General features: G+C 31.7%; 23 protein-coding genes and 1 riboswitch. Of the genes, 3 read left to right on the forward strand and 20 right to left on the reverse strand.

What is annotated here, in order from left to right:
* Positions 1-3: 3 nt before the first annotated feature.
* The 4 genes from HNR33_RS09510 to yedE all read right to left on the reverse strand — a co-directional run bounded on the left by HNR33_RS09510 (position 4) and on the right by yedE (position 2,300).
* Positions 4-447, reverse strand: coding sequence for a hypothetical protein (locus tag HNR33_RS09510; RefSeq protein WP_429082771.1), 444 nt, complete (start codon positions 445-447; stop codon positions 4-6).
* 92 nt (positions 448-539) lie between these two features.
* Positions 540-659, reverse strand: a riboswitch (molybdenum cofactor riboswitch).
* 44 nt (positions 660-703) lie between these two features.
* Positions 704-979 carry a putative Se/S carrier protein gene (locus HNR33_RS09515; RefSeq protein WP_429082772.1) on the reverse strand — a complete coding sequence of 92 codons (276 nt, stop codon included), beginning with the start codon at positions 977-979 and terminating at the stop codon, positions 704-706.
* Positions 980-988: 9 nt separating this feature from the next.
* On the reverse strand, positions 989-1,201 hold the full coding sequence (locus tag HNR33_RS09520) for a sulfurtransferase TusA family protein (RefSeq protein ID WP_429082774.1): 213 nt from the start codon (positions 1,199-1,201) through the stop codon (positions 989-991).
* Complete coding sequence (yedE, locus tag HNR33_RS09525) at positions 1,194-2,300, reverse strand: YedE family putative selenium transporter (protein WP_429082776.1); 1,107 nt, start codon at positions 2,298-2,300, stop codon at positions 1,194-1,196. The genes HNR33_RS09520 and yedE overlap by 8 nt, the downstream gene beginning before the upstream one ends.
* Before the next feature lie 207 nt (positions 2,301-2,507).
* On the opposite strand from yedE, the gene HNR33_RS09530 reads away from it, so the two are divergent.
* A complete protein-coding gene (locus tag HNR33_RS09530) occupies positions 2,508-2,942 on the forward strand; it encodes a C40 family peptidase (RefSeq protein WP_429082778.1) in 435 nt (144 codons plus the stop codon).
* 52 nt (positions 2,943-2,994) lie between these two features.
* On the opposite strand, the gene HNR33_RS09535 is transcribed toward HNR33_RS09530, so the two are convergent.
* The 5 genes from HNR33_RS09535 to HNR33_RS09555 form a co-directional block, all read right to left on the reverse strand.
* Positions 2,995-3,726 (reverse strand): TrmH family RNA methyltransferase, encoded by a 732-nt coding sequence (locus HNR33_RS09535; protein WP_429082780.1) that lies wholly within the window; start codon positions 3,724-3,726, stop codon positions 2,995-2,997.
* Between the two features lie 77 nt (positions 3,727-3,803).
* A complete protein-coding gene (locus tag HNR33_RS09540) occupies positions 3,804-4,079 on the reverse strand; it encodes a hypothetical protein (protein WP_429082781.1) in 276 nt (91 codons plus the stop codon).
* A gap of 175 nt (positions 4,080-4,254) precedes the next feature.
* Complete coding sequence (locus HNR33_RS09545) at positions 4,255-5,430, reverse strand: hypothetical protein (RefSeq protein WP_429082783.1); 1,176 nt, start codon at positions 5,428-5,430, stop codon at positions 4,255-4,257.
* Between the two features lie 156 nt (positions 5,431-5,586).
* The gene (locus HNR33_RS09550) at positions 5,587-6,165 is read right to left on the reverse strand and encodes an LOG family protein (protein ID WP_429082785.1); all 579 of its coding nucleotides are present in this window, start codon (positions 6,163-6,165) and stop codon (positions 5,587-5,589) included.
* A 26-nt stretch (positions 6,166-6,191) separates the two neighbouring features.
* Complete coding sequence (locus HNR33_RS09555) at positions 6,192-6,971, reverse strand: nitroreductase family protein (RefSeq protein WP_429082787.1); 780 nt, start codon at positions 6,969-6,971, stop codon at positions 6,192-6,194.
* Positions 6,972-7,179: 208 nt separating this feature from the next.
* On the opposite strand from HNR33_RS09555, the gene HNR33_RS09560 reads away from it, so the two are divergent.
* Together HNR33_RS09560 and HNR33_RS09570 are read left to right on the forward strand one after the other, a co-directional pair.
* Entirely contained in the window at positions 7,180-8,610 is a 1,431-nt protein-coding gene (locus HNR33_RS09560) for a recombinase family protein (RefSeq protein ID WP_429082789.1), read from the forward strand.
* Positions 8,611-8,927: 317 nt separating this feature from the next.
* Positions 8,928-9,959: an AI-2E family transporter gene (locus tag HNR33_RS09570; protein WP_488167840.1), complete on the forward strand. Its 1,032-nt coding sequence runs from the start codon at positions 8,928-8,930 to the stop codon at positions 9,957-9,959.
* A 97-nt stretch (positions 9,960-10,056) separates the two neighbouring features.
* Here HNR33_RS09570 and HNR33_RS09575 read toward each other — a convergent pair whose 3' ends face one another.
* From HNR33_RS09575 to HNR33_RS09625, 11 genes are all read right to left on the reverse strand, one after another.
* Complete coding sequence (locus HNR33_RS09575; protein WP_429082792.1) at positions 10,057-10,728, reverse strand: phosphatase PAP2 family protein; 672 nt, start codon at positions 10,726-10,728, stop codon at positions 10,057-10,059.
* Between the two features lie 271 nt (positions 10,729-10,999).
* Positions 11,000-11,716 (reverse strand): N-acetylmuramoyl-L-alanine amidase CwlD, encoded by a 717-nt coding sequence (cwlD, locus tag HNR33_RS09580; protein ID WP_429082794.1) that lies wholly within the window; start codon positions 11,714-11,716, stop codon positions 11,000-11,002.
* Positions 11,717-11,888: 172 nt separating this feature from the next.
* The gene (locus tag HNR33_RS09585; RefSeq protein WP_429082795.1) at positions 11,889-13,058 is read right to left on the reverse strand and encodes a gluzincin family metallopeptidase; all 1,170 of its coding nucleotides are present in this window, start codon (positions 13,056-13,058) and stop codon (positions 11,889-11,891) included.
* A gap of 64 nt (positions 13,059-13,122) precedes the next feature.
* Positions 13,123-13,515, reverse strand: a complete 393-nt coding sequence (gene rpsI, locus HNR33_RS09590) for a 30S ribosomal protein S9 (RefSeq protein ID WP_429082797.1) — start codon at positions 13,513-13,515, stop codon at positions 13,123-13,125.
* A 23-nt stretch (positions 13,516-13,538) separates the two neighbouring features.
* Positions 13,539-13,967, reverse strand: a complete 429-nt coding sequence (gene rplM / locus HNR33_RS09595) for a 50S ribosomal protein L13 (RefSeq protein WP_429082798.1) — start codon at positions 13,965-13,967, stop codon at positions 13,539-13,541.
* Positions 13,968-14,132: 165 nt separating this feature from the next.
* On the reverse strand, positions 14,133-14,867 hold the full coding sequence (truA, locus tag HNR33_RS09600) for a tRNA pseudouridine(38-40) synthase TruA (protein ID WP_429082800.1): 735 nt from the start codon (positions 14,865-14,867) through the stop codon (positions 14,133-14,135).
* A gap of 10 nt (positions 14,868-14,877) precedes the next feature.
* A complete protein-coding gene (locus tag HNR33_RS09605; RefSeq protein ID WP_429082802.1) occupies positions 14,878-15,675 on the reverse strand; it encodes an energy-coupling factor transporter transmembrane component T family protein in 798 nt (265 codons plus the stop codon).
* Positions 15,668-16,531 carry an energy-coupling factor transporter ATPase gene (locus HNR33_RS09610; protein ID WP_429082804.1) on the reverse strand — a complete coding sequence of 288 codons (864 nt, stop codon included), beginning with the start codon at positions 16,529-16,531 and terminating at the stop codon, positions 15,668-15,670. Before HNR33_RS09610 ends, HNR33_RS09605 begins: the two co-directional genes overlap by 8 nt.
* Positions 16,528-17,346, reverse strand: a complete 819-nt coding sequence (locus HNR33_RS09615) for an energy-coupling factor transporter ATPase (RefSeq protein WP_429082988.1) — start codon at positions 17,344-17,346, stop codon at positions 16,528-16,530. The genes HNR33_RS09610 and HNR33_RS09615 overlap by 4 nt, the downstream gene beginning before the upstream one ends.
* A 328-nt stretch (positions 17,347-17,674) precedes the next feature.
* Positions 17,675-18,016, reverse strand: coding sequence for a 50S ribosomal protein L17 (gene rplQ, locus HNR33_RS09620; protein WP_429082805.1), 342 nt, complete (start codon positions 18,014-18,016; stop codon positions 17,675-17,677).
* Positions 18,017-18,039: 23 nt separating this feature from the next.
* Positions 18,040-18,987: a DNA-directed RNA polymerase subunit alpha gene (locus tag HNR33_RS09625; protein ID WP_429082807.1), complete on the reverse strand. Its 948-nt coding sequence runs from the start codon at positions 18,985-18,987 to the stop codon at positions 18,040-18,042.
* Positions 18,988-19,010 lie beyond the last annotated feature (23 nt).

A 19,010-nucleotide genomic window follows, 5' to 3' on the forward strand; every position in this document is an offset into this window, starting at 1 on the left:
TTATCACTCCTCTACAACAATCTTGATTATATCTTTAACCCAATCTTTTTTAGAAATCGCGTGTGTAGCTAGCTTAACAGTGCCATGATTTGTAATATCAAGTAAAGTTTCTTCATCTACTTGCTCTCTAGATAAATCTGCCTCTGTCCTCCATGCTCCTACAAATGTTATATTTGAAAAGTCATTTATCCCTGAATCTTTAAGAACATCTAACACTGATGGTCCTTCTTCTGTCTTTCCTTCTGCTTCCATAGTTTTTTTATCCATCGCATTTATATCTTCTATTGTATAACTCTTCATGAGCTTTTCGTTTAACATTACTTTCACAGTATAATCCTCAATTTCTCTACCTTCACCTTTATTTCCGTTTCCTGCTGAGCTTTGAGAACAGGCTGTCAAGCTAATCACTAATAGAAAAATAATTAAAAATAAGTTTCTTTTTTTCAAATCATCTACCTCCATTTTTAAAAATAAAACTGCTCTTTCTTCAGCGGAAAGAGCAGTATGATTTATAGTAGCATAATAATAAGCAAGTTTTATATAATCAAGCTATTTCTCCTTTCCACTTAGGGAGGCATCATCATTTCTAACAATACCCTATCGGTCTGTTTCCATAGTACAATACATTAGGTGTTACAGACTCGGAGCATATTTTTAACTTGATTATATTATACACTAATTCAGTATGTCAACAAAGCTATTATTATTCCTTGGATTTAAGAAACTTTGAAAACCAAGTGTTATTCTTTTTATTTTCTATCTTATGAACTTCGTCGATTTCTATATGAAATTTATTACAGATATCTAAAATATCATCTTGCATTTCACATGGAAATTCTGCTGCTGTTCCACAACTTGAGCTAACTTGTCTTGGAACAGGCATTAATTTTACGTTTATATTTTGCTGCTTTAATTCTTTTTCAAAGTTTAATGCATGATTTGTTGTATGAAATGTCACTATACAATAGTACTGATTCAATTATCTCACCTATTTTCTAATAGTTAAACAAAAATCATCTTCATTTTCTTTTACATCAACCTTTAATCCTTGGCCAGTTGCATATCTTTTTATATTCTCAACTGCAACCATTGCATCAACTAGCACTTCTAATACATCTGAATTATTTTCTTCCATAGCTCTTTTAGTCATAATAACTGGTTCGGGACAAGATCTTCCTCTAGCATCAACTATATTAGACATTAGCTTGACCTCCCTCTTTTTGAATAAGTACTTTTCTGTTTTTATTTACACTTGAAATAACAGATACTGCTATAGCAATAACAGCAATGAACCCTATTATTACAGCAATTTTACCATTTGCAGGCACTCCTTTTGGACTTGCTGCTAATCCAAAGTTATGTGCAAACGCAGCTCCAACTATAAGTCCTAATATAGTAACTGCTGCATCTGTATCGCCTTCTCCAGCTAGTATTGTTTGTCTAAGAGGACATCCTCCTAATAATACTGCAGTTAATCCAACTAATGCCATACCTAAAAAGTTCCAAACATGATCTGCATGAGCTATAGGTTGGCCTTCAAAGCCTATTTTGAAGGTTTCAAAGTTAAAGATCAAATTACCCAATAGTGCAAAAACAAAAATACCTATTAGTCCCCATAAAAAATGGAAATCTTTTATTAAAAATGCATCTCTAAATCCACCAGCTGTACATAGTCTAGTTCTTTGAAGTACCCCACCAACTAATAAACCAGCTATTAATGATATCGCTATAGGAGCTGCCATTGAGCCAGGTCCCTCTTGGCTAAATAGAATAAAGCTAGGTCCTACTATTAGTAGCACTAATAGTACAATAGCTATAGTTGGCATCGTATATCCAGCTGCTTGTGTTTGCTTTACACTTCTACCCAAAGTAAATCCTCTCTTTAGGAATTGTATAGCTATCAAAATACCTGCTATGTATCCAACTACTCCTACTAATGCATTCAAATCGCCATTTGCGAGCCTTAATATCATTCTTAGTGGACATCCTAAAAATACTAATGCTCCAATCATCAAGAAAAATCCTAATATAAATCTTAAAATAGGAGATGAACCTCCTCTTGCTTTAAATTCGCCCTTAAATTTTGCAATAATAAAAGCACCTAAAATAAATCCTGGGATCTCAGGACGAATGTATTGCACTACTGCAGCTCTGTGTAACCCTAATGCTCCTGCAATATCCCTATAGAAACAAGCTACACAAACACCCATGTTAACAGGGTTTCCAAACTTAACTAATAATGCTGCTAAAACACCCACTAATGCTCCTGAACCAACAATTAACCATTTGTTGTTCTTCATTTATCTCCCTCCAGTTCTAATTATTCCAATATGATTATATTAAAATTGAAGAATTTTTAACAATAATTTTTTTCTATACATTTCCTTTATTCTATAGAATTTCCAAATAGTATCATATGATTTTCCTCACCTTTTCTGTTTTAAATCATATTATAGTATAAATAAATCTTTGTTTTTATTTTACTTTATATGGAGGGATATTTTTTTATGAATGATAATATTCAAAATAAAATACAACAGCTTATAAGGAGATTTAGACATGCTAGATTTGTCCACAATGGTCGTACTTTAGAGGAAGGTATTGATTGCCTAGGATTTGTGATACTTTTTTATAAGGAATTCGGGGTAGATATACCTAGTGATGATGGTAAACTAGTTGAGAAAGATTGGTACAAAGCTGACCCTGAAAGATACATAAGAGGCATTAAAAGCTTAAATCGTAAAGAAGTGAGTCTAGAATCTCTTCAGCCACTGGATTTGGTTTATTTTGTCATAAATCATGATGTTATTACTCACACTGGTATAATGATAAACGAAGGAGAATTTGTTCATATGTCTCCTAAAAGAGGTTTATTAGTAAGCAAGCTTGAACGTCACTGGAAACGAAGATTTAGAGGAGCTATTAGAGTGATAGAAGAATAAAATATTATTTATATTAAAAAAGAGAGGCAACTATTTGTCTCTCTTTTTGATTCTATCTTATTGTATTTTTAGTAAACTCGTACGATGCTATACCTACTGCTAGAGATAGATTCAATGAATCTATTTCATTGTTATGAGGTATAATGACACTTGTTCCTATGTCTAAAAAATCATCACTTAATCCGCTTCCTTCATTCCCAAACACTAGAGAAAATGGTGTAAGTTCATTTGGTTTTACAGTAGGCAAAGACTCTTTGGCATTAAGCATAAATGTGTATATATCATGATTAAATAAGTTCATATAATCATTAAAACTATCAAAATACTGAAATGAAAGTTTAAAAACAGCTCCCATAGATGATCTGATTACTTTAGGATCATATATATCTACTGCTGGTCTTACAATAGCTAGTTCCCTTATGCCAAAGCCCATTATTGTTCTTATTATTGTACCTAAGTTACCCATATCACTAGGATTTACTAGAACTACATGATTATTAAATTCACTTAGTTTAATATCATACTTTTTGAATACTCCTATTGCATAGCAGTTTTCCTTCTTGCTTATTCTATTTATTGCTTTATCATTTATCTGAATTTCTATATTTTTCTTTTTACATATATCTAATATTTTTATGACGCCTTGGTTCTCCATACCGTTTTGGCTAATAACTACTTTTATAACTTTATGTGCTTGAAAGTTAAGAAGCTCTAGTGTTGGGAATACTCCCAGAGAGTATGAGTAATCAAAGTCCTTTTTGTATGACTTAAGTTGTACATCCATTATAATACCTCCAATATATTCTTATATATCCTTCACATTATTGTACTTAATTGCTCTTATAATATGTATTATTGCTTTCAGTTTTCAGTATTTGAAGTCATACTTAGCTTTTGATTTCTTATATATAACAACATGTCTATTGTAACCATTCCCATATTAAGCATATATAAATATATTACATTATCAAAGCTATAGAATATTTTGTTCAATATTCCTGCTGCATAACCAAAAAGTATTACAATTAAAAATAATAAGCTTTTCCCTCCTACAGATTTAGATTTATATGACTTGTAGATTGAAAATGGCCATGCAAATCCAAAACATAGAAGCATAATTATCTCAAAAATACTCATCTGTATTGTCCCCCTTACAGTTAGTCAATATTTTACTCCAAAATTATTATACTACTTTTTCTAAATAAATGCTTAAAATATATAAAAGCCTCTTTTCATTATATAAAATAAAATGCAAAGAGGCTTAATACTATATTTTTAAAAATGAAGCTAAAGAAGTATTACTTATTTCATATCATATCAAAAATATTGCTAATACCGTCGTAACAACTAGCCCAATAACAACAGGTACTAGATTTCTCCGTGCTAGATCAAATGGATCAACACCACATATAGCAGCAGCAGGAATTAATGCCCATGGCACTAAAGTTCCTCCACCAACCCATATACCTGCAATCTGACCCAATGCAGTTAACGTAGCAGTCCCATAGCCTATGGAAGCTGAAAACAAACGAGCTACAGACCCAGCAAGTGATATACCAGAAAAACCTGAACCATCAAGACCAGTTATTGCACCTACTGCAGTTAATGTTATGGATCCTATTCCTGCATTTAATGGCACTGTATTTGCTAAAGCTACTCCTAGGTCATTTACTATTCCATGTGAGCCTGATGGAAGTACTTCGCCAAATATGCTTATAAACCCTGAATCTCCTAGATAAAAGAATGCTGCTATAGGTATAACAGGCCCAAACACTTTAAATCCAAAATGGAATCCCTCTATTAGATATGATGTTATTTCTTCTAGTCCTCTATTCTTATGCTGTAGTAATGAAAGTAGTATAAGTATGAATACTGCTGTTCCTCCTATTAATGCTGTTGCATCTCCACCTTGAAGCTTTGCAATATACATTATTACTACGTCTACTATAAATAAAATTGGTACTACTATAGCTAATGTTTTTTTAGTTTTTGGTGATAATGTCTTTTTAGATTCAGCTTTTTCCTTATCCGTTTCTTTTTTCTGATCATATGCACCTAAACTATCAGCTTTAAGCAATCCTTTCTTCATATCACGTCTTAAGAGCCAGAAAGCAATTATGGTAGTTACAATGCCCATAGTAAATACTAAAGGTACACTTGCGGATACAACATCTGCAACTGGTATTCCTGCTGCATCAGCTGTAAGTTTAGGCGCTCCTTGAATAACAAAATCACTAGAGAGTGCTATGCCATGACCAAATAAATTCATTGCCACAGCAACACCTATTGCAGGAAGACCTACTCTTATAGCGACAGGTAACAGTACTGCTCCCATAAGAGCCACTGCAGGTGAAGGCCAGAAAAACCATGATATAACCATCATTAGTATCCCTATTATCCAGTAAGCCAGTGTAGGAGTTTTGATGAGTTTTGTAAAGGGTAATATCATTACTTCATTAACTCCTGTTTTGGATAGTACGTTACTCATAGCTACAATAATTGATATTATAAGTATCGTTCCTAGCAGCTCTGTAATAGCATATATGAAGCTGTTAAATATCCCTATGACAGATTGGTATAATGAGCTAGTTGCAATAAGTCCTAATATAAATATACCGATAATACATAGTAACGTAATTTGTGTCTATTTGATCCACTTGTCCATGCTGACAATTTTATGACTCAGCATTTTTTCTATTAGCTTATCAGGTGCTTCATCAATTAACATTACATTTCTATGCTCTTCCTTAATAAATCCCTCTTCAACCATGTGCTCTAAGAAAGCATTAAACATTTCATAAAAGTTATTAATATTGAGTATGCCTATTGGTTTTTTATGATATCCTAACTGATACCATGTAAATACCTCAGATAACTCCTCTATAGTTCCTATACCACCAGGCAAAGCTATAAACCCGTCTGCTAGCTCATACATTTTAGCCTTTCTTTCATGCATTCCATCAACTATGTGTAGCTCAGTCAACTCTACATGCTCAACCTTTTCATAAATTTTCTTCGGAATCACACCAGTAACTCTACCACCATTTTCTAGTACTGTACGTGCAAGCTCACCCATTAGTCCTACGTTTCCACCGCCATATACAAGCTCTATCCCTTTTGAAACGAGGTATTTACCTAGTCCTTGTGCTTTCTTTCTATAGGCTTCATTCTTCCCAAAGCTTGATCCACAAAAAACACACACTCTTTTTATCTTATTTGTCATTTGATTTTTCCTCCCTAACCTAATGTCTATAGCTTATTATTATTCCAATTCTCTAATGCTGCATTTATAGACCTTTCCATTTCGTACATAAAGTCTGAACCTGTTTTTCTAGCATAGAAAATTTGTCCGAAGTTTTCTGCATTAAATTTATTATCTTTTGGTACCATTTTTTCTCTTTCTTTAAACATATCCTTTAGTTCATCATCATTTAATTTTCTATACTTCTCGTCAAAAACAATATATTTTCTTTCAAATCTTGGTCTAGGCTTCGCATCATACCCCTCAGGATAATAGCCTAATGTCAACATACATATAGGAAATGCATACTCTGGCAGTTCTAATAGTTCTCTATGTTTTTCATAGTTTTCCATTACATCCCCAATATAACAGGAGCCTATACCAAGTGATTCAGCTGTAATCACAGCATTTTGAGCAGCTATTATTGCATCATCGCATGCAAGTAAAAAATCTGCTTTCCCAGGTCCATTATATTCAATTTCATTTTTCTCACAGTATTCTTTTACATTACAACACTCATAATAATCATACCATCGCTGCACATCAGCTAAAAATACAAGCACAACTGGTGCACCTGCTATAAATGGTTGGTTATCACATGTTTTACTAAGAATGTTTTTTGTTTCCTGATCCTTTATTACTAGTATTGAATAAAACATAGCATTACCTGCTGTAGGTGCTCTCATTGCTCCTTCTATTATTGTGTCTAAATGGTCCTTCGAAATTTCTTTAGAATTATATTTCCTTAAGGATGTTCTTTGACTTATTACTCTTATTACCTCATTCACAATATATTCCCCCTTTAAAATAAACTAAAAACTCTGATAAGAGACTTAAATGTTGTATTATATTTATACTCAATTTAAAGTTCTCATGTTGATTATCTATATATTTCTATATATTCTTTTCAATTCCTTTAACAAATCATAATTAATCACCTTATATGCATTCTTATTAATTTTATAACTGCATATATAGTAATATCGAGGTGGTTTAATGAAAAAGGTAGCTATATATATTAGAGTTTCTACTCAAGAACAAGCTAAAGAGGGATATTCTATAGAAGCTCAAAAGGATAAACTAATAAGCTACTGTGACGCTAAAAGCTGGTCAATATATGATATATACATAGATGGCGGATACTCAGGGTCTAATCTAGATAGACCTGCTTTACATGCATTACTATCTATCCTATCCAAAATAGATATAGTATTGGTATATAAATTAGACAGACTATCTAGAAGCCAAATTGATACGCTGACACTTATAGAAAATCATTTTCTTACTAATGGCGTTGATTTTGTAAGCTTGACTGAAGCATTTGACACCACGTCCTCTTTCGGACGTGCAATGATAGGTATGCTTTCTGTATTTGCTCAGCTAGAAAGAGAAGCTATAAAAGAAAGAAGCAGACTAGGAAAAGAAAAAAGAGTAAAAAATGGGTTATGGCATGGGGGTGGTATTACAGCCACTGGATACAAGTATATACCTGGAACAAATGAGCTTGTTATCGATGACTACGAGGCATTACAAGTAAAAGAAATCTTCAAACTGTATAATACAGGTCTAGGATATACATCTATAGCTGATAGATTAAATAAAAAAGGATACATAAAGAATAATGGACGTAGCTGGAGTTCTAATGCTATAAAACGTATTCTTCAAAATCCAATCTATAAAGGCTTTGTTACTTTTAGCGGAAATATATATAAAGGAAATCATGAACCAATAATCAGAGAAGAGTTGTTTGAAAATACTCAAAAGCTACTTAAGAAAAGGAGTAAGCGCTACGTTCACGAATCCAAGTTTTTACTAGGCTCTATGATGACCTGTGGATATTGTGGTGCAAGAATCAAAGCTGCTTGGTCGCATAATGGCAACAATAATTCCAAGTACTTTTTTTATGGATGCTATTCAATAATAAAGAGTCCTAAGCATATGATAAAGGATCTAAACTGTCCTTCTAAACGCATAAAAATGGACTTAGTTGAAGAATGGTTTTTAGACGAGCTAAAAAAGCATGAAGTAGATGAAAGCATGCTAACATCAATATATGATAAGCAGACTGAAAGCCATATTCAAGATATAAATGTTAGTAGCATAAAGAAACAGATTGCAAAAATAGATAAGCAAATAGATAAAATCTTGCATTTATATATACATCAAAATTTTACATCTGAAAAAGTTGTCTCTACATTGAAGCTTTTAGAAAATCAAAAAATAATATTGAATAATGAGCTAAATAAAGAATTATCTAAAACACCAAAGACTATTAACATAAAGTCTCAAGAATTATTAGAGTATAAATCTAATTTTGTTAATATATGGAATAGAGCTACTTTTGAACAAAAAAGAAGAATAATAGGAGATATTACAAAACACATTATTCTCTATAAAGATAGTATCAAAATCGAATGGAACGTATAGACACAATTTACATTATCTCATACTAAAGATGTATCTCTTTTCATTATCATAAAAGCTAGTATGAGAACCATAAATATTACATAGATTAGATGCAGTGCATTTAACTCAATTCCCACTTCGATCCCTCCTTAAAAAATTTGTATACTATTAAAATATGCAAGTAGAAAAAAAGCGTGAAAATATTTAATTATCACTTCTCAGTCTTTAGATGATATAATTAAAATACAAATGAAAAGGAGTGATTCATCATAAAAAGGAAATTCAACTATTTCAACCTACTTCCTCTTATTATTATTTCAATACTATTATTTAGATTTATAAATGACCCTGATTCTTTAAGTCCATTTACAAAGATACTAAGTCCATTTGTCTGGGCATTTATTATAGCATACTTACTTAATCCTTTACTTGTAAGTATTGAAAAAAAGTTTAAGCTGAAAAGAATTTTTAGCATTCTTATAGTATACATTTTAATGCTTTGTATTATTGTGTTAATAATCACTATTTTTGCACCGAAAATAGTCGTTAGCTTTAGAAATCTATTAAATGAAATACCTGGTTTTATTACTGCAACTGAAAATATGCTAGACTCTAATACAGTTAATATCAAGCTACTAGATAGGCTAGGTATAACAGACTATTTACAAGAAAACTTCAATAATATCCTAGACCAGCTTAGTAGTACTCTTAACCCTATAATAAATAAAACTATAGTTCAAGTTATAGATATTACATCTGCTATTACTTCTACCTTTGTTGACTTTGGTCTTGGAGTAGTGATATCAATTTATTTATTAAAAGATAAAGAAATCTTTATCAAGCAGGCCAAAAGACTTGTATATGCAGTTTGTAATACTGAAAAAGCTGATAACTTGATAAACATAGGTGCTGAATCAAATATAGTTTTTTCAAAGTATTTAATTGGTAAGCTTATTGACTCTCTTATCATAGGTGTATTGTGTTTTATAGGTACATTAATATTAAATACACCATATCCATTGATAATAAGCACAATAGTGTTTGTTACAAATATGATACCTTACTTTGGACCTTTTATCGGGATGATACCAGCTGTTATTATCACATTGTTCTATAGCCCTATCAAAGCTTTTTGGGTATTCATTTTCATACTTGCGCTTCAGCAGTTTGATGGTTTATACCTTGGTCCAAAAATCTTAGGTACTCAAGTGGGTGTAAAGCCATTTTGGATAATATCTGCAATCATCATCGGTGGAGGACTATTTGGAGTAATGGGTATGCTTTTAGCAGTGCCTATAGCTGCAGTAATAAAAACAATGCTTCAAAAATATGTAAACACCAGACTTGAAAGGAAAAATATTGATATATAATAAAAAATATTAGATAAAAGAAAAAATATTAGAATATAGCTTCTAATATTTTTTCTTTATTATTCATTCAATATTATTCTTATATAATGAGTATCTTCTATAGTTTCCTATGTGCAATCTCAACTCCAATTATACAGAAATACAGCCATATGAATCCTCCTCCAAATCCTGCTATGACGTCTGTAGGCCAATGTACTCCAAGATATATTCTGCTAAATCCCATTAGTCCTATAAACACAATTGTAAGAATCCATAAAGAAATCTTTTTTATATCCCATTTTTTATTTCTTACAAGAAGATAAGTTGCCATTCCATAAAAGCTCATAGCAATCATTGCATGACCACTTGGAAAGCTAAACCCTCCCTGTTCCACTAGAAAGTATGCCTCTGGCCTTATCCTTTCAAAATAATTCTTAAGAGTTGCATTTAAACCATAGCTTCCTAAAATCGATGTTAATAAGGCTAATAACTCAATATGATGCTTATTTTTTACTAGATGCCATATTAAAAAAGGAGCTATTAGAAAATAAAAGCTTACTGAACCTAAAAAGCTTATTATAACCATGATATTTTTTATATTAGGTTTAATACCTTTATGTATTGATGATATAACTTTTTCATCAAAATAAATACCACCTGTACTTATCATTACTTGATTTGCAAATTTGAGAAATACTATTAAAAATCCTGCTGATATTATAACTCCTAAGATAGATAGCAATAAGAATCTAGAGTTCGCTTTATAACTTATTCTGTTCTTATTTTTCAAATTCACCCTCCTCTAAAACGAATGCTTTTTTAAAGCTATAATAGTTATTATATTATTAATTCTATCGTATATCCATATCTTTTTCGTTACTATGATGCTTTTCAACTATTTAATCCACGTTATCCACATTATCCACATTTCATAGTGGATAATTTATGTAAACGTCAATTCATGCATTTAACATCCTTTGATTTATATTACTTTACATAAGTTCAATTTTTCCACATAATTTTAAGTTATCCACATTAAGTTATTAACAACTTTTTTGCATCTATCTGCTCTCAAGTTCATCAAAATATCTTATTATCCCTATGTATATGCTCCAGGCTACCTTTTCCTGATACTTAGGATCGTTTAGTAGTTTTTCTTCTTTTGGATTAGAAAGAAAACCGCATTCTATCAAGACAGATGGTACTGAAACTTCCCTGATTATATATATACTGTCTCTTGGCTGTGGAACTCTCTTATTATCTTTATCTAAAACATTTCTTAGCTCCTCCTGTACTAAAAAGGCAAGTTTCTTACTTTCTTCACATCCTTTTTTGTAAAAGGCCTGGGCACCATAGTACTGTGACTGTGGAAAACTATTAAGATGAATTGATAGAAATACATCAGGCTCACTTTCATTTATTAAAATCTTTCTATTTCTCAAGTCTTCGTTCTTTTTTGCTCTAATTGTAGGAGAGTTTTCTGTATAAAGTCCTTCATCTTTATCTCTGGTTAATATGACAATACCTCCATTTTGCTCTATCAGCCTTCTGAGCTTTAGTGCAATATCTAGATTTATGTCGTCTTCCATCTTCCCTTGTTTTCCTATTGCACCAGGGTCTATTCCTCCATGACCTGCATCAATGGCTATAATTTTATTTGTTATTGGTAAGTACATTGTCGTTACCGCTTCATCTTTTACAATATACCAAAAAAGCATACATATTATAACTAATGGTATCATAAGTAGTACTTGTTTTCTTATTACTATTATTCTCATAAAGATACCTCCATCAATAATCTGCATATAATATACTATTTTCCATCTATTTGTCTTTATTACAAAATGCTATGGAACAGAACAAAAAAATTAATACGACTGGTCCAAGTTTAGATAAAACTACACCTGAGCCAAGTCGTATCGTTAAAGTCTATGCAATAGTTTAGTTTTTTTATTGATTTCTTCTAATATTTTCAATATATCTTTTATCTAATCTCTCTACACTTATTCCTAGTACTTTACTAACAACCTTATGAAACCTTTCTATTGATGTCTTATCAGTTTCTAATCCCGTTCCTTCAATATATGAATATTCGCCTAGCTTTAGGACTATTTCATTCAGTTTTTGTTTGCCAAATTCTTGAGCTATAAACTGAACTATTAGACCTGAAGAGTTATAATATCTATTTATTAAAGTATTATCTGTCATTGCTTCTAAATTCTTTCCCTCAAGTTCTTTCATACTCCACATTTCTTTTAGTATTTTCCCATTCAGGTTATTTATATCATAATCATAAAATTCAGTGTAGTACATAGCAAGCCCTTCCGCAAACCAATATGGCAGGTTATTGTTTGCAGCTCCTATAGTTATCTTATGAGTAAGCTCATGTTCTATTACTTCTCTATAATCCTGCTGTGTATCGTATATCTTGCTTTTTATTGATTCGGGATATTCATACCAACCAGCAAACTGCCATGCAAAAGAAAGCTTAACTGATTGTCGTAATAGCTCATGATCTTGATATAGCTTTATAACCGTATTATCTCTTGGCTCTATCCCTATCCTATTAATCATATTTTGATATGCTTCCTCTGCACCCTTTGCTGCTAATAATGCATTTTCTTTAAATCCATCGGGATATCTTATTATATAGTGGTCTGTTTTTAGTATATTAAAAGCAATATCTGAATCCAGCCATTTATTATCTACTTTTATGTATCTTACGGGAAAACTAATGTTATGCTTCTTATTATTAAAGGTATATGATTGCTCCAAATCTGCTATTACTTCATTCTCCTTAGTGCTTTTGATATCTAATACTGTTATATTTAAGTCAGTTATATTGTTCATTTGTATGTCTCTAAACCAACTTTTTCTTTCTGCTATGTATTCATTTTCTATAGTATTGATAGTTATTAAATAATCTTTAATGTTGTTTTCGTCTATTGCTGAAAGCTGTTTCTTTATCACAGCTTCTATTTCTTTCTTTAATACTAAATCTTTTCCATCTATCCCTTCGCTACTATTTCTTTTATCGTCTATATCTGTTTTTGAGCATCCTGATATAAGTATTAGCATTGCAATAATTATGTATAAAGTTTTTAGCTTTTTTATATTCAACACCTCCTTGTATTTATGATATGCTTATAATATAAAAAAAAACACTGGGAAACCCAGCGTTTTTTTATCTCTTTGAGAATTGTGGTGCACGTCTTGCTTTTTTGAGACCATATTTCTTTCTTTCTTTCATTCTTGGGTCTCTTGTTAAGAAGCCTGCTTTTTTAAGTATTGGTCTTAATTCTTCATCAGCCTTTAATAGAGCTCTAGATATACCATGTCTAACTGCTCCAGCTTGACCTGTAGAACCACCACCATTTACTGTTACTATAGCATCATATTTATCAAGTGTATCAGTAATTGTTAAAGGTTCTCTAACAACCACTCTTAATGTTTCATAATCAAAATATTCTTCTAAACTTCTTTTATTTATAGTAATGTTACCTGAACCAGGTAATAATCTAACTCTTGCGATAGCTTTTTTTCTTCTACCAGTTCCATAATATTGAACCTTAGCCATTTACAGTCCTCCCTTCCTGAAAACTATATTTCATAAACTTCAGGTTTTTGAGCTTGATGTTTATGTTCTGCACCGCTATATACATTTAATTTCTTATACATAGCTCTTCCTAAACTATTCTTTGGAAGCATACCTTTAACTGCATGTTTAATAGCTTCCGCTGGTTTACTAACCATTAGCTTTTTATAAGGAATTTCTTTAAGTCCTCCAGCATATCCTGTATGATATCTATACATCTTTTGTTCAAGTTTGTTACCAGTTAATACAACCTTGTCAGCATTTACAACGATTACGTGGTCACCTGTATCAACATGAGGAGTATAAATTGGTTTATTTTTTCCAGTTAATATTTTTGCAATTTCAGTCGAAAGTCTACCTAATGTTTTTCCTTCTGCATCAATAACATACCATTTTCTTTCAATTTCATGTGGTTTAGCTACATAGCTTTTCATCTTTTTCCCTCCTTATCCACCGATGAGTCATGAGTTTATATAAAAAATCCGGGGCTAGTGGATTTTTTTCTCTAACACACCTATATATTGTAATACATTGATCCAAGTGTGTCAAGATGTTTTGAGACTAATAAAGTAAATTATATAAATATCAGTCAAACATAATTAATAAAGAACTTTTTCAAGATAAAGTCCTTGTGCTGGGGCAGTATGACCTGCTTTAGTTCTATCTTTCGATTCAATTATGTCACATACATTATTACAATCTATTCTTTCATTTCCTATTTCAATCAAAGTACCAGTCATAATCCTAACCATGTTATATAGGAAACCATTACCTGACACTTTTAACTCTATCATATCTCTATCTTTTTCTAATGATATATTATGAATAGTTCTAACTGTATTTTTAACTGCGCTTCCTGACGACATAAAAGCCTTAAAATCATGAGTTCCAGCAAAAGTTCTAGCGGCTTCTTTCATTAATTTCATATCAAGATTAAAAGGTACATGATAACTATAATTTCTATAAATTGGGCTTCTAATCTTATTATTATAAATAAGATATCTATATTCTTTACCTAATGCACTATATCTGGAATGAAATGATTCGTCAACTTCTTCCGATAACCTAATGCTAATATCATCCGGTAGAACACAATTTAACGCATCTCTAAACTTGTTCGCTGGTATTCTAGAGTTTGTATGAAAATTGGCAACTTGTCCTCTAGCATGAACTCCTTTATCAGTTCTACCAGATCCAAACAAAGTGACATTCTCATTAGTTGTTTTATTTATAGCAAGTTCTATATTTTCTTGAACAGTCAAGGTTTTAGGTTGCTTCTGCCAACCATAATATTTACTTCCATCATACTCTATTAAAAGTTTTATATTTCTCATAGAATACCTCTTATATGAATCTGTATAGTATTATTATTGCTAATAGCAATAATGTTATACTCATAGCAAATAAATCTCTTCTTTCATACTTAAGCTGCTTCATCCTAGTTCTGTTTTCTCCACCTCGATAACATCTAGCTTCCATAGCCATAGCTAACTCGTCAGCACGTCTAAATGCACTTACAAACAGTGGTACTAGTAATGGAACCAAGCTTTTAGCTCTATTCATTATGTTTCCACTTTCAAAATCTGCTCCTCTTGCCATCTGTGCTTTCATTATTTTATCTGTTTCCTCTAATAATGTGGGTATAAATCTCAAAGCTATTGTCATCATCATTGCAAGCTCATGGGCTGGAACTCCTATCACCTTAAGTGGCTTAAGTAGTCTTTCTATACCATCCGTTAACGATATAGGTGAAGTGGTAAGTGTAAGAAGCGAAGTTCCTATTATCAAGAATATAAGCCTTAATGCCATAAATGTAGCTTGTATGAGTCCTTCTTTTGTTATAGTTAAAGGTCCAATTTCGTGTATTATTTCTCCCTTAGTCATAAAAACATTAATTAAAAATGTTATTCCAATTATAAACATCAATGGCTTTAATCCTTTTAGTACATATTTTACTGGGACATTTGAAAGCTTGATGGATGATAATATATACCCTAAAACAAATATATATGGAATAAAGCTATTTATGAAAAATAGTGAAATAATAAAAATAAAGGTTGCTGATATTTTCACTCTTGGATCAAGCTTGTGTATTGTAGTTTCACCTGGAAAATATTGACCAATTGTTATATTCTTAAGCATCTCTATTTCTCCTTAAATAATTTAATAGCTCTTCCTTAGCTTCATCCACAGTTAGAACATCTTCTTTAATATCATGTCCTTTCCCCTTAAAAGCTTTCATAAAGTATGTTATCTGTGGTACTCCTAATCCAAGGCTCTCAAGTATATCAGCTTTCTTAAAAACATCTCTAGGAGTGCCTATTATTGCGACCTTTCCTCTATGCATTACTATAATTCTATTAACTAGCCTAGCAATATCCTCCATACTATGAGATACTAAGATAATAGTCATATTATTCTTTTGATACAAGCTTTGTAACTGGTTTAATATATCATCTCTACCTCTAGGATCTAATCCTGCTGTAGGTTCGTCCAATATAAGTACTTGAGGCTTCATAGCTAAAACACCTGCAATTGCAACTCTTCTTTTTTGTCCGCCACTAAGCTCAAATGGTGATCTATCTTTGTTGGTATCAAAATCCAGTCCAACAAGGTCCATTGCTTCTTTTACTCTGCAATCTACTTCCTCTTGTGACAACCCTAGGTTTTGTGGACCAAAAGCTATATCTTTATATATAGTTTCTTCAAATAATTGGTGTTCAGGATATTGAAAAACTAATCCAACTTTTTGTCTAATAGTTTTTAAGTTCATATTTTTAGCAGTAATGTCTACACCATCTATTTCAATTTTACCAAAGTTGGGCTTCAATAAACCGTTTAAATGCTGTATTAAAGTAGATTTACCAGAGCCTGTATGCCCTATTAATCCTATGAATTCTCCATTATCTATCTGAAGGTTTATATCATCTAAGGCTTTTTTTTCAAAAGGTGTATTTTCATTATATATATATGTCAACCCTTCAATTCTAATTGTCATAATAGCATCACCAATTCCTCAACAGTTAATATATCATCAGGTAACTCGATTCCTTCTTTTTTAAGTTTATACACAAGCTCAGTCACTTGTGGAACATCAAGTCCTAAACTCTTTATCTGTTCAACATTTTTAAATACCTCTTTCGGAGTTCCTTGTAATACAATTTGCCCCGCTTCCATAACTATTATTCTATCTGCTTCAACTGCTTCATCCATATAGTGAGTGATATGAACAATAGTTTTTTTCTCTTCCATATTCAATTTTTTTATTGTCTTAATTACCTCTTTTCTTCCTGACGGATCCAACATAGCTGTTGGCTCATCTAAAATAATACACTCTGGCTTCATAGCTAATACTCCCGCAATAGCTATTCTTTGTTTTTGGCCTCCAGATAATAAGTGTGGCGCATGACTTTTATATTCACTCATTTCAACTATACCTAAAGCATCATCTACTCTTTTTCTTATTTCAGAAGGTTCAATACCTTGATTCTCTGGACCAAAAGCAACATCTTCCTCTACTATAGTAGCTACTAACTGGTTATCAGGATTTTGGAATACCATTCCTGCTGTTTGCCTTATGTCCCATATTTTTAGTTCATCAGTAGTATCCATTCCATTAACATACACTTTACCTCTCGTAGGTAATAACAGTGCATTCATAAGTTTTGCTAGTGTTGATTTTCCTGAACCATTATGCCCTAGTATAACTACAAATTCACCTTTGTTAATATCAATACTAACATCTTTAAGAGCTGCAAACTCTTCATCTTCATTAGTTGTATATTCATACGTTACATTGTCTATTTTTATCATAATATCATCCATAAGAATCCCTCATTTACACGCAAATTAGACTGTATAATTTTAATTTTTAAATGTTGAATTTTGAATAAATTAAATTTTTATGCTATTTAATTTTAGCATAACAAACTAATCATTTCAAACATATTAAGCTTACATAACAAACTTCATTATTATTAGTATATTTTTAAAACAAATATATGCCAAAAATATATCATTCAACAATGTTATCTAAAGATATTGCTTCAATTCAAAATTCACAATTTAAAATTTAAAATTCTAACTTTTAAAATTAGAAAAAAGGGATTAAGCTCATAACACTTAATCCCCTTCACTATAGTTATACTAACTCTAATATTACCATTTCTGCTGCATCGCCTCTACGTGGACCTAGTTTTAACATTCTAGTATATCCGCCGTTTCTCTCTGCATATTTAGGAGCCACTTCGTCAAATAGGTTTTTAACTACGGTCTCATCATACACATATGCTAAAACCTGACGTCTAGCGTGTAAATCTCCTCTTTTAGCTAGGGTAATCATCTTTTCTGCCATTCTTCTTACTTCTTTAGCTCTAGTATCTGTTGTTTCTATCTTGCCGTTTCTAAGCAAGCTTGTTACAAGATTTCTTAACATAGCTTTTCTATGATCAGTAGGGCGTCCAAGTTTTCTAAGCTTAGCCATCCTTATCCCTCCTTTAAGCAGTATTACTCTTCACTTTTCTTTAATCCTAATCCTAGCTCTGCAAGTTTATGCTGAACTTCCTCAAGGGATTTCTTTCCAAGATTTCTAACCTTCATCATATCATCTTCAGTCTTTTGATTTAACTCCTCGACTGTATTGATACCTGCTCTCTTTAGGCAATTGTAAGATCTAACTGAAAGATCAAGCTCTTCAATAGTCATCTCAAGAACTTTCTCTTTTTTATCTTCTTCTTTTTCAACCATTATCTCAACATCACTAACATGATCAGTTAATGTAATGAACAAATTTAAATGTTCGTTGAGAATTTTAGCACCTAAAGAAGTCGCATCGTCAGGCTTAATAGTACCATCAGTCCATATTTCAAGTGTTAACTTATCATAATCTGTTACTTGACCGACTCTAGTATTTTCAACCTTGAAATTAACTTTTTTCACAGGAGTGTAGATAGAATCAATAGGTAATACCCCAATAGGCTGATTTTCTTTCTTATTTCTTTCAGCAGTAACATACCCTCTTCCTTTTGACATCTCAAGCTCCATGTACAGCTTTGCATCATCTTCAAGAGTTGCAATATGCAGCTCTTTGTTCAATATCTCTACATCTGAACCTGTTATTATATCTCCTGCAGTTACTTCCCCAGGGCCCTCAGCTTCAATTCTTAGCATTACTGGCTCATCTGAATACATAACAGCAGCTATTTCCTTGATATTTAATATTATCTCAGAAACATCTTCATACACCCCAGGTATTGTAGAAAACTCATGCAAAACGCCTTGAATCTTGATAGAAGAAACAGCCGCTCCTGGCAAAGAAGAAAGTAATATTCTTCTTAAAGAATTGCCTAATGTAGTACCATATCCTCTTTCTAAAGGTTCAACAATAAATTTCCCATAGGTATTTTCTTCATTTAACTCAACAATTTCAATTTTTGGCTTTTCAATCTCTAACATTTATACTTAACCCTCCTTTTATC

Origin of the sequence: Brassicibacter mesophilus (assembly GCF_050433385.1) — a bacterium.
GTDB lineage: Bacteria > Bacillota > Clostridia > Tissierellales > Proteiniboraceae > Brassicibacter > Brassicibacter mesophilus.

Excerpts from the sequence above, each read along its gene's own strand:
- HNR33_RS09615 (WP_429082988.1), bottom strand. The coding sequence starts at position 17,346 with ATGATAAAAATAGACAATGTAACGTATGAATATACAACTAATGAAGAT.
- HNR33_RS09550 (WP_429082785.1), bottom strand. The coding sequence starts at position 6,165 with ATGACAAATAAGATAAAAAGAGTGTGTGTTTTTTGTGGATCAAGCTTT.
- truA (WP_429082800.1), bottom strand. The coding sequence starts at position 14,867 with ATGAGAAATATAAAACTTTTAATAGAGTATGATGGAAGTAAATATTAT.
- HNR33_RS09560 (WP_429082789.1), top strand. The coding sequence starts at position 7,180 with ATGAAAAAGGTAGCTATATATATTAGAGTTTCTACTCAAGAACAAGCT.
- HNR33_RS09625 (WP_429082807.1), bottom strand. The coding sequence starts at position 18,987 with ATGTTAGAGATTGAAAAGCCAAAAATTGAAATTGTTGAGTTAAATGAA.
- HNR33_RS09545 (WP_429082783.1), bottom strand. The coding sequence starts at position 5,430 with ATGAGTAACGTACTATCCAAAACAGGAGTTAATGAAGTAATGATATTA.
- cwlD (WP_429082794.1), bottom strand. The coding sequence starts at position 11,716 with ATGAGAATAATAGTAATAAGAAAACAAGTACTACTTATGATACCATTA.
- rplQ (WP_429082805.1), bottom strand. The coding sequence starts at position 18,016 with ATGGCTAAGCTTAGAAAACTTGGACGCCCTACTGATCATAGAAAAGCT.
- HNR33_RS09530 (WP_429082778.1), top strand. The coding sequence starts at position 2,508 with ATGAATGATAATATTCAAAATAAAATACAACAGCTTATAAGGAGATTT.
- rplM (WP_429082798.1), bottom strand. The coding sequence starts at position 13,967 with ATGAAAAGCTATGTAGCTAAACCACATGAAATTGAAAGAAAATGGTAT.
- rpsI (WP_429082797.1), bottom strand. The coding sequence starts at position 13,515 with ATGGCTAAGGTTCAATATTATGGAACTGGTAGAAGAAAAAAAGCTATC.
- HNR33_RS09520 (WP_429082774.1), bottom strand. The coding sequence starts at position 1,201 with ATGTCTAATATAGTTGATGCTAGAGGAAGATCTTGTCCCGAACCAGTT.
- HNR33_RS09540 (WP_429082781.1), bottom strand. The coding sequence starts at position 4,079 with ATGAGTATTTTTGAGATAATTATGCTTCTATGTTTTGGATTTGCATGG.
- yedE (WP_429082776.1), bottom strand. The coding sequence starts at position 2,300 with ATGAAGAACAACAAATGGTTAATTGTTGGTTCAGGAGCATTAGTGGGT.
- HNR33_RS09610 (WP_429082804.1), bottom strand. The coding sequence starts at position 16,531 with ATGACAATTAGAATTGAAGGGTTGACATATATATATAATGAAAATACA.
- HNR33_RS09605 (WP_429082802.1), bottom strand. The coding sequence starts at position 15,675 with ATGCTTAAGAATATAACAATTGGTCAATATTTTCCAGGTGAAACTACA.
- HNR33_RS09535 (WP_429082780.1), bottom strand. The coding sequence starts at position 3,726 with ATGGATGTACAACTTAAGTCATACAAAAAGGACTTTGATTACTCATAC.